Source organism: Propioniciclava sp., from assembly GCF_029977985.1.
Taxonomy (GTDB): Bacteria; Actinomycetota; Actinomycetes; order Propionibacteriales; family Propionibacteriaceae; genus Propioniciclava.
This window is the reverse complement of sequence record NZ_JARKOT010000088.1, coordinates 1-9,354: the sequence shown is the minus strand read 5'-3', so window position 1 is coordinate 9,354 and position 9,354 is coordinate 1. Positions and strand designations below refer to the sequence as shown.

Sequence of the window (9,354 nt, the reverse complement as noted above, 5' to 3'; positions counted from 1 at the left end):
GCTCAGCACCCTGTCGCGTCTGCCTCGGCCCAGTCACACGGCCATCATGCCTCGGCCGGTCATGCCGCGATGAGCGACTGACGGTCAGTGTTGGCTCGCACCCAGTCTCGCGCGGCGTTCTCGTTGATGGGCCTACCCTGTACGTGTCTCTTCTGGCTGACGCCCCCAATTCCGAGGAGCCGACCGTGGTCCGCTGTGCAGTGCGTCTGTTCGTCCTGCGGGTGCAGGTCGCGCACCCCGGTGAGGTCGACGTCGAAGGTGATGAGCTGGTCGCGACGCACCACGTCGGTCTCGTACAGCACCCGGCCGTCGCCGATGACGTGGAACGTCACCGTGCCGCCCTGGGGGTTGAACTTCACCGCGTCGTCGACGCCGGCGCCGCCCGTCAGCCGGGTGCACTGGCCGCCGGTGTACCACCGGATGTCCGACGGTGAGGCCACGCCGATGCCGGTGGCGTAGGTGACCCCGTTGATGATCAGCGGGGTCCAGCCGCCGACCGAGCGGTCGATGGTCGGCTGCATCCACCCGCTCGTCGCGATCACCCACGGGTGGTGGGCGAGGTTGACGGTGCCCTCGGGCGGCGTGGGTGCCACCTGCACGGTGACGACCCCGGACGCCGCCGGTGCGCCCGCGACGGTGGGCGTGATCCGCAGCTGGTAGGTGCCCAGCGCCGCGTCCTCCGGGACGGTGATGGTGAGCACGGCCGTCCGCGTCGCGTGGGGCGCGAGGCGTCCGATCACCGTGTCACCGCTGACCTGCCAGCCGTCCGGCAGGTCGACGTCGAGACGGACGTCGTTCGCCGGCCGGGTGCCGTCGTTGCTGACGGGGACGCTGACCTCGAGCACCGTGCCGGCCGCCGTGAGCGCCTCGGCGCTCGCCACGGGCAGCGTTTGGCCGTCGACGGTGGTGATCTGGGGCAGGCCGATGATCACGCGGGACGGCCCCGGCTGGCCGGTGGCCCGGCTGACGCGCAACAGCACGGCGCCGTGGCCCTCGACCGTCTCACGGATGGTCTTGTTGGCCTCGGTGGCCTGCTTGGTCCACAGGTCGCGCACGGTCACCCGCGCACCCTTGAGGCCGATCTCTGAGACCGTGGTCGACACCATCGCCGGCGTCGCCGAGCGGTTGAGCAGCACGACCGCCTTGGAGCCGTCGGCGAGGTCCTTCACCCAGACCTCCTGGTCGCCGGCCGGCGAGACGCGCACGGCCTGGTCGCCCAGCGGATCCTGGTTGACGGCCAGCACATCGGCGTCGGTGAGGATCGTGAGCGAGGTGTCGGACAACGTCCGCACGTCGGAGGCGATCATGAGCGGGGCGGCCGCCACGGTCCACAGCGTGAACTGCGTCCGGAACTCCGTGTCGGTCATGCCCAACTGCGGCCCCAGGTAGTCGGGGTCGTTCCAATGGCCGGGGCCCGCCACCTCGGGATGCCGCGCGTTGGCGTCGTAGTTGCGGAGCACGTCGGCGAACTGGATCTTCCCCACCCAGCCGACGTCGGTGTAGGTGCGCCACGACTCGGCGATCTCGGGCGCATAGGCCCACGAGCCGATGGACTGCATGTGCTCGGGGTACTCACCCCAGTACGGCGAGGTGACCGGGTTGCACAGGTTGAAGACCATCGGACGCCCCTCGGAGTTGTTCCGGATGGCCTCGGCCATCTTCCGGAACTCGGTCTCGGGGTCGAGCTTGTTCTCCCAGCCGCAGAGGAAGTCGACCTTCACCGCGTCGAAGCCCCACCGGGCGAACTGGTCGGCGTCCTGCTGCTGGTAGCCGCCGCCCGACCCGATGGTGCACGTCTTGTTGGTCGGCAGCATGGGGCCGGCGTCGGTGTAGATACCCGCCCGGAAGCCCATGGCGTGGAGCGTGTCCGTGAGGTGCTTCAGCCCGTTCGGGAACTGCTCGGGGTCGGGGATGAGGTTGCCGTCGGCGTCCCGGCCGGGGGCGGCCCAGCCGCCGTCGAGCCAGACGATGTCGTAGCCCGCCGCGAGAAGGCCGCGGTCGATCATGGCCTGGGCCATCTCGATGATCTCCGCCTCGGTGAAGTCGACGCCGAGGCCGTAGTAGGTGTTCCAGCCCTGGTAGGGCGTGGGTGCGAGCGACGGGTCGACCGTCGAGGCGCGGGCGCCCTGGGTGGGCACCAGCGTGAGCGCCAACACGAGGGCGCACAGGGTGGCGAGCCAGCGCCGGGCGAGCGGTCGCCGAGCGCGGGCAGGTGGAGCTGACATGGTTCCTCCGATCGTCCTTGATCCGGAGCCACCACGCTAAACACCTCGTGACGCCCAACTCCATGCAGCAACCGACGCCACACATGGACGGTTGGACGGCCCGGCTGGCGCGGTGACTGGCACCCCGCGGGGGCATCTGAGAGGGTGCAGGGCATGAGACGCGCGCTGGCAACGGGACTGTCCGCGGCGCTGCTGGCCACCACGGCGTCCTGCTCGCTGCTGCAGCCCGCGCCCGACTACGTGCTCACCAGCTCGTTCTCGGACGCCCTCGGCTGCGGCGCGGCGTGGGACGCGGGCTGTCGCGCCGCGGGCTTCACCAAGGACGCCGCGGGCGCCTACACGCTGGAGGCCACGATCCCGGCCGGGGAGCACACGTTCACGGTCACCTCGGGCAGCAACCACGCCGAGGCGTGGGGCCAGGGCGGCGCCGCGGGCGGGCCGCCGATTCCGCTGAGCCTGCCCGGCGACGCCTCCGTCCGGTTCACCTTCGACCCGGCCTCCCACGTGGTCACCGCGGCCCCCGCGACGCTCGAGACCACCACCCAGCCCAGCGTCGAGGGGCTCGCCCAGGACTCCCGGCGTGCCGCCCTCACCCGCGAGCGCTTCTACTTCGTGATGACCGACCGGTTCGCCAACGGCGACCCCGGCAACGACACCGGCGGCCTGACCGGTGACCGCCTGGCCACGGGCTTCGACCCCACCGACGAGGGCTTCTACCACGGCGGCGACCTGCGTGGCGTCATCAACCAACTCGACTACATCAAGGGTCTCGGCACCACCGCGATCTGGCTGACCCCGTCGTTCAAGAACAAGCCGGTCCAGGGCGAGGGCGCCGACGCGTCGGCCGGCTACCACGGGTACTGGATCACCGACTTCACCCAGATCGACCCCCACCTCGGCACCAACGCCGAGATGAAAGAGCTCGTCGAGGCCGCCCACGCCCGCGGTATGAAGGTCTTCTTCGACATCATCACCAACCACACCGCCGACGTGATCGCCCGCGCCGAGGGCCGCAACGCCTACGTCGGCAAGACCATCACGCCCTACACCGACGCCGCCGGCAACGTGTTCGACGACCGCGACTACCTGGGCCAGCCCTTCCCCGCACTGGACGCCGCCACCTCGTTCCCCTACACGCCCACCTTCCCCAACCCCGGCGACGAGAGCGTCAAAGCACCCGCGTGGCTGAACGACCCGACGATGTACCACAACCGCGGCAACTCGACGTTCACCGGCGAGTCGAGCACGTACGGCGACTTCTTCGGCCTCGACGACCTGTTCACCGAGCGCCAGGACGTCGTCGACGGCATGGGCGACATCTACGCCACCTGGGTGGATTTCGGGATCGACGGGTTCCGCATCGACACGGTCAAGCACGTCAACCTCGAGTTCTGGCAGCAGTTCGCGCCACGGATGGCGCAGGCGGCGGCGTCCGCGGGCAACGACGACTTCTTCGCCTTCGGCGAGGTCTACGACGCCGACCCGGCGGTGATGAGCACCTACACCACCGAGGGTGGCCTGCAGGCCACCCTCGACTTCGGCTTCCAGGCGGCGGCGGTGAACTTCGCCAGCGGACGCCCCCCGCGCGACATGGCGGACTTCTGGGCGGGCGACGACTTCTACACCGACGGCGACAGCAACGCCTACCAGCTGCCCACCTTCCTCGGGAACCACGACATGGGCCGCATCGGCACGTTCCTGCGCGGCTCGGCCAGCGGCGACGAACTGCTGGGCCGGACGCGGCTGGCGTACGACCTCATGTATCTCTCCCGCGGGAACCCGGTGGTGTACTACGGCGACGAGCAGGGCTTCATGGGTGCGGGCGGCGACAAGGCCGCCCGCCAGGACCTGTTCGCCACCCGGGTGCCGGCGTACGCCGAGCAGGAGGTGATCGGGGCGGCACCGGGGGCACGGGACCGCTACGACACCACCCACCCGCTGTACACCCACATCGCCGAGCTGGCCCAGCTGCGCGAGCAGCACCCGGCCCTGGCCGATGGGGCCATGGTGCCGCGGCACGGGGCGGCCTCGTCGGGCATCCTGGCGTTCTCGCGCATCGACCCGCGCACCGGCGTCGAGTACGTCGTGGCGCTGAACAACTCCCAACGCACACAGGAGTTGACGTTCGTCACCGCCAGCCCCCGTCTCGCCTTCGAGCCGGTGTACGGCACGGACGCCGCCGTCACCGCTGCCGACGACGGCCAGGTGAGCGTGAGCGTGCCGGCGCTCTCGGCGGTCGTGTACCGGGCCTCCGCGCCCATGCCTGAGGCCGGGGAGCCGGCCACGATCACCCTCGACCTGCCCGACGGGGCGTCACTCGAGCGCCGGCAGGAACTCAGCGCGTCGGTCGAGGGCACGGGTTTCGTGCAGGTGAGCTTCTGGGCGCGGCCGCTCGGCGCCACCGACTGGACCAGCCTCGGCACCGACGACAACGCCCCGTTCACCGTCCACCACCGCACGGCGAGCCTGCCGGCCGGCACGATCGTGGAGTACCGGGCCGTGGTCCACGACCCGGCGGGGACCTACGCGGCGGCGTCCAGTTGGGGAACGGTCGGGTGAGCCAGGCGTCTTCTCCTCCCGAGGACGGTGCGGCGGGCGCGTTCTCCGTGCGGCGGCTGCGCGGCAGCGATGCGCCCGCGGTGCTGGAGGCGTTCGGATCGGACCCCGAGATGATCCGGCAGGGCACCGTGCCCGATCTGGCCGCAGCCGAACAGTACGTCGACCGACTCGTGACCAACGACGCTGTCGCGGCGTGGGCGATCGTCGACGCCGGCGACAGACTCCGCGGTCTCGTGGCGATCAACGTCGATCAGGAGAACCGGGTGGGCTGGTTCTGGTACTGGATGCACGCCTCGTCCCGCCGTCGCGGCGTGACAGCGCGGGCGGCAACAGCCGTCGCGAACTGGGCGTTGACCGAAGGTGGCCTCTTCCGTCTGGAGTTGGGGCATCGGGCCAACAACCCCGGCTCGGCCGGCGTGGCCCGCGCCGCCGGCTTCATCCAGGAGGGAACCGAGCGCGCCAAGTTCCTGGTCGGTTCCGAACGCGTGGACGTCCTGACCTATGGCCGCCTTGCCTCAGACCCCTGGCCCGGATCCGATCCCCTCCTCGAGCTGCGCGCCGGCGGCCGGTGAGCGTGCCGCGGAAAAATGGTCGGGTAAGCTTGGCCTAACGCCCTCAATCGGGCAGGTACGCCTTCGCCCAGCGGGCCACCTCACCCATGAAGTCGTCGCGGACATCGGTGCGCGACAGCATGATGTCGTGCACTGCGCCGGGGATGCGGACGAGCGTCAGGTGCCGGCCGAGGTGTGTGGCGGCCGCGGCGATCTTGTCGATGTCCAGCACGGTGTCGTTCTCCCGCGCCGACTCGGCGTAGCGGCGCAGCCACACGGTCTTCGCGCTGGTCGCGACGAAGACGGGGCACGCGATCCCGAGCCCCTTCGCGACCCGCTGGTGCCCCGCCAGGATGGCCCGCATCCAGCCGATGCGCAGCGGCCGCGGCAGGTCGGACTTGAGCGCCACGTCGTAGGTCCACTCGCCCCCGAAGTTGGTGTGGGTGGCGCGGGCGTAGATGCGTTCCTCGTCGTCGCGGATGGGCAGCGGCGCGGTCGCCCGGCTGCGGCTCAACTGCTGCAGCAACGGCCGGACGACGGCGGCCAGCGCCGGCGACCCCTGCAGGTCGAGCCACGGCGAGTTGAGCACGAGGCCGTCCAGCAGCCCCGGCCGGTCCCCCGCCCAGAGCGCCGCGGTGAGGCCGCCCGTCGAGTGCCCCATCAGCACCAGGCCGTCGTGCTCTGCCTGGATGACCGCCGCGGCGGCGTCCAGCTCCTCGGCGTAGTGGCCCAGATCGGAGATGTAGCCGAAGAACATGCCCTCGCGGTAGCTGCGGCCGTACCGGCGCAGGTCGATCGCGTAGAACGCGTAGCCGAGCGCCTCGACGGCCTCCGCGAGGTGGACCTGGAAGAAGTAGTCGTTCCAGCCGTGGACGTACAGCCACGCCCTTCGTCCGGTGCGCAACTCCGGGTCGGAGCGGCGCACCAGCGTCGCAACGAGCGGATAGTCGGCCTCGCCCGTCTCGGGGATGTCGGCCAGGGGCAACTCACGACACTCGAACCCCGTCAGGAGGGTGTCGGGCCGCCAGTGCTCGTCAGTGGCCGGCGCCGGTGGCTGGGTAGTCGTCACCCTCGTCGTCGTCTTCCTCTACCGCGTAAGGGTCTTCGTAGTCGTCATACTCCTCGGACTCCTCCTCGGCGGCACTCCACGGTGCCGGGGAACCGCTGCGGAGCTCACGCTCCAGCGAGCTGAAGTCGGTGGAAACGGTACGGTACTTGAGATCGCGAGCGACCTTGGTCTGCTTCGCCTTTGCACGGCCGCGCCCCATACGGGTCGACCCCCTTAGCGTTCTGGCGGTCTAGCCGCGTGTGAGTCAGTCTGTCGTGACGCTGATGTTACCCGAGTTGGGGGGCGCGACAAAGCCACCGGGCGGCGTCCGGACGGCGAACTACACGTCCAGTCAGTGGGAGTGCTGTCCGACCAGCGAAACGGACGCCGCACCCTCCGTCGCTGCCACCTCGCCGAGCACCCACGCGTCGATGCCGCGCTGCCGCGCGATGCCCATGAGCACGTCCGCGGACGCCGCCGGCGCGACCAGCGCCATGCCGACCCCCATGTTGAGCGTGGCCTCGATGTCCGGGGTGGACACGTCGCCCACCTGTTGGACGAGCGTGAAGATCGGCGGCGGCGTCCACGTGGAGCGGTCGAGCGTGGCACGGACGCCGTCGGGCAGCACCCGGACGAGGTTGTTGGCCAAACCACCGCCCGTGATGTGGCTGATCGCGTGCACCTCGGCGGCGTCGACCAGGGCGAGGATGTCGCGCGCATAGACCTTCGTGGGCGTGAGCAGCGCCTCGCCGAGCGTGGTGCCGAGCTCGTCGACGTGCCGCGTGATGTCCCAGCCGGCCTCGGTCAGCAGCACGTGCCGGACGAGGCTGTAGCCGTTCGAGTGCAGGCCGGACGAGGCAAGGGCGATCACAGCGTCGCCGGGTCGGACCCGGTCGGGGCCGAGGATCCGGCTCTTCTCGACCACGCCCGTGGTGGCGCCGGCGATGTCGTACTCGTCGGGGCCGAGCAGGCCGGGGTGCTCGGCGGTCTCTCCGCCCAGCAGCGCCGCGCCGGCAACCTCGCAGGCCGCCGCGATGCCCTGGACGATCTCGGCGATGCGCTCGGGAACGACCTTGCCGCAGGCGATGTAGTCGGTGACGAAGAGGGGTTCCGCACCGACGACGACCAGGTCGTCGACGAGCATGCCGATGAGATCGAAGCCGATGGTGTCGTGCTTGTCGAGCGCCTGGGCGATCGCGACCTTCGTGCCGACGCCGTCGGTGGACGAGGCGAGGACGGGGTGGTCGTAGGCCTTGAACGCGCTGGCGTCGAAGAACCCCGCGAACCCGCCCAGCCCGCCGAGCACCTCGGGCCGGTGCGTCTTCTTCACGTGGGCCTTCATGAGTTCGACCGCTCTGTCCCCCGCCTCGATGTCCACGCCGGCGCGCGCGTAGGCGGATTCACTCATCGACGACCTCCAGGTTCAGCCGCATCTCCTCGGCGGCGCGGGCGGGAACGGGAATGGGGTACTGGCCGTCGAAGCAGGCGCGGCACAAACGCTTCTTCGAGATGCCGGTGGACGCGACGAGGCCCTCGAGGCTGATGTAGGCCAGGGTGTCGGCACCGATGGAGCGGCAGATCTCGTCGACGCTCATGCCGGGCGCGATGAGTTCGGCGCGCGTGGCGAAGTCGATGCCGTAGAAGCAGGGCCATTCGACGGGCGGGCTGCTGATGCGCACGTGCACCTCGGCGGCGCCGGCCTCGCGCAGCATCCTCACGAGCGCCCGCTGGGTGTTCCCGCGGACGATCGAGTCGTCGACGACGACGAGCCGTTTGCCCTCGATGACGTCGCGGATGGGGTTGAGCTTGAGCCGGATGCCCAGCTGGCGGATCGTCTGGCTGGGCTGGATGAACGTGCGGCCCACGTAGGAGTTCTTCACCAGGCCCACGCCGTAGGGGATGCCGGACGCCTCGGCGTAGCCCACCGCGCTCGGGATGCCCGATTCGGGCGTGGGGATGACGACGTCGGCGTCCACGGGGGCCTCCATGGCCAGCGTGCGGCCGATCTCCACGCGCACCGAGTGGACGCGCCGGTTCGCGATGAGGGTGTCCGGGCGGGCCAGGTAGACGTATTCGAAGATGCAGCCCTTGGGTTTCGGCTCGGCGAAGCGGGCGCTGCGCAGACCGCCGGAGTCGATGGCGATGAGTTCGCCCGGCTCGACCTCGCGGATGAACGTGGCGCCCACGATGTCGAGCGCCGCCGTCTCGGAGGCGACGACCCAGCCGCGCTCGAGGCGTCCGAGCACGAGGGGGCGCACACCTTGGGGGTCGCGGGCGGCGTAGAGGGCCTGGGAGTCCATGAAGGTGAAGCAGAACGCGCCCTGCAGGCGGGGCAGGACCTCGAGGGCGGCGTCCCAGATGGAGCACTCGAAGCTCGCCAGCAGGGCGGTGACGAGCCAGGTGTCGTTGGTGGAGTCGAGGGAATCCTTGACGGCGACCTTCGCGCTGGAGTCGCGCTCGTGGAGCCACGCCTGCAGTTCCTCGGTGTTCGTGAGGTTGCCGTTGTGGCCGAGGGCCAGGCCGCCGTGCGGGGTCGCGCGGTAGGTGGGCTGGGCATTCTTCCAGACGGACGCCCCCGTGGTCGAGTAGCGGTCGTGGCCGATGGCGAGGTGGCCGATGAGGGAGTTCAGGGTCGGCTCGTCGAACACCTGGCTGACGAGGCCCATGTCCTTGAACACCATGATGCGCTCGCCGTTGCTGACCGCCATGCCCGCAGACTCCTGGCCGCGGTGCTGGAGCGCGTAGAGGCCGTAGTAGGTGAGCTTCGCCACCTCCTCCCCCGGCGCCCAGACGCCGAAGACTCCGCACTCCTCGTTGGGCTTGGGGTCGTCGAGCGGGTCGCGCGTGGACGCCTCGCAGGTGGTCACGGCGTGAGTCTACGCAACCCGGACGCCGCCGGCGTACGCCGCTCACCCCGCCCGTCCCGTTGCCGACGCCCGACGCCGCCTCCTCCGATCGGATGAGGTCCGTT

Annotated in this window: 7 protein-coding genes; 2 read left to right on the top strand and 5 right to left on the bottom strand. The window is 70.4% G+C overall.

The window, feature by feature from the left end; translation table 11 throughout:
* Positions 1–59: 59 nt before the first annotated feature.
* Positions 60–2,225: an NPCBM/NEW2 domain-containing protein gene (locus Q1K57_RS05095; RefSeq protein WP_300079699.1), complete on the bottom strand. Its 2,166-nt coding sequence runs from the start codon at positions 2,223–2,225 to the stop codon at positions 60–62.
* A gap of 153 nt (positions 2,226–2,378) precedes the next feature.
* Here Q1K57_RS05095 and Q1K57_RS05090 point away from each other — a divergent pair, with 153 nt between their 5' ends.
* The gene (locus Q1K57_RS05090) at positions 2,379–4,784 is read left to right on the top strand and encodes an alpha-amylase family glycosyl hydrolase (protein ID WP_300079697.1); all 2,406 of its coding nucleotides are present in this window, start codon (positions 2,379–2,381) and stop codon (positions 4,782–4,784) included.
* The gene (locus tag Q1K57_RS05085; RefSeq protein ID WP_300079695.1) at positions 4,781–5,356 is read left to right on the top strand and encodes a GNAT family protein; all 576 of its coding nucleotides are present in this window, start codon (positions 4,781–4,783) and stop codon (positions 5,354–5,356) included. The genes Q1K57_RS05090 and Q1K57_RS05085 overlap by 4 nt, the downstream gene beginning before the upstream one ends.
* 43 nt (positions 5,357–5,399) lie before the next feature.
* On the opposite strand, the gene Q1K57_RS05080 is transcribed toward Q1K57_RS05085, so the two are convergent.
* The 4 genes from Q1K57_RS05080 to purF all read right to left on the bottom strand — a co-directional run bounded on the left by Q1K57_RS05080 (position 5,400) and on the right by purF (position 9,250).
* Complete coding sequence (locus Q1K57_RS05080; RefSeq protein WP_300079693.1) at positions 5,400–6,404, bottom strand: alpha/beta hydrolase; 1,005 nt, start codon at positions 6,402–6,404, stop codon at positions 5,400–5,402.
* On the bottom strand, positions 6,370–6,603 hold the full coding sequence (locus tag Q1K57_RS05075) for a DUF3073 domain-containing protein (protein WP_300079691.1): 234 nt from the start codon (positions 6,601–6,603) through the stop codon (positions 6,370–6,372). The genes Q1K57_RS05080 and Q1K57_RS05075 overlap by 35 nt, the downstream gene beginning before the upstream one ends.
* A 132-nt stretch (positions 6,604–6,735) precedes the next feature.
* Positions 6,736–7,791: a phosphoribosylformylglycinamidine cyclo-ligase gene (purM, locus tag Q1K57_RS05070; protein WP_300079688.1), complete on the bottom strand. Its 1,056-nt coding sequence runs from the start codon at positions 7,789–7,791 to the stop codon at positions 6,736–6,738.
* On the bottom strand, positions 7,784–9,250 hold the full coding sequence (purF, locus tag Q1K57_RS05065) for an amidophosphoribosyltransferase (protein WP_300079685.1): 1,467 nt from the start codon (positions 9,248–9,250) through the stop codon (positions 7,784–7,786). The genes purM and purF overlap by 8 nt, the downstream gene beginning before the upstream one ends.
* Between the last annotated feature and the right edge of the window lie 104 nt (positions 9,251–9,354).

Coding starts and splice junctions, on each gene's coding strand:
- purM (WP_300079688.1), bottom strand. CDS start 7,791: ATGAGTGAATCCGCCTACGCGCGCGCCGGCGTGGACATCGAGGCGGGG.
- Q1K57_RS05095 (WP_300079699.1), bottom strand. CDS start 2,225: ATGTCAGCTCCACCTGCCCGCGCTCGGCGACCGCTCGCCCGGCGCTGG.
- Q1K57_RS05075 (WP_300079691.1), bottom strand. CDS start 6,603: ATGGGGCGCGGCCGTGCAAAGGCGAAGCAGACCAAGGTCGCTCGCGAT.
- Q1K57_RS05090 (WP_300079697.1), top strand. CDS start 2,379: ATGAGACGCGCGCTGGCAACGGGACTGTCCGCGGCGCTGCTGGCCACC.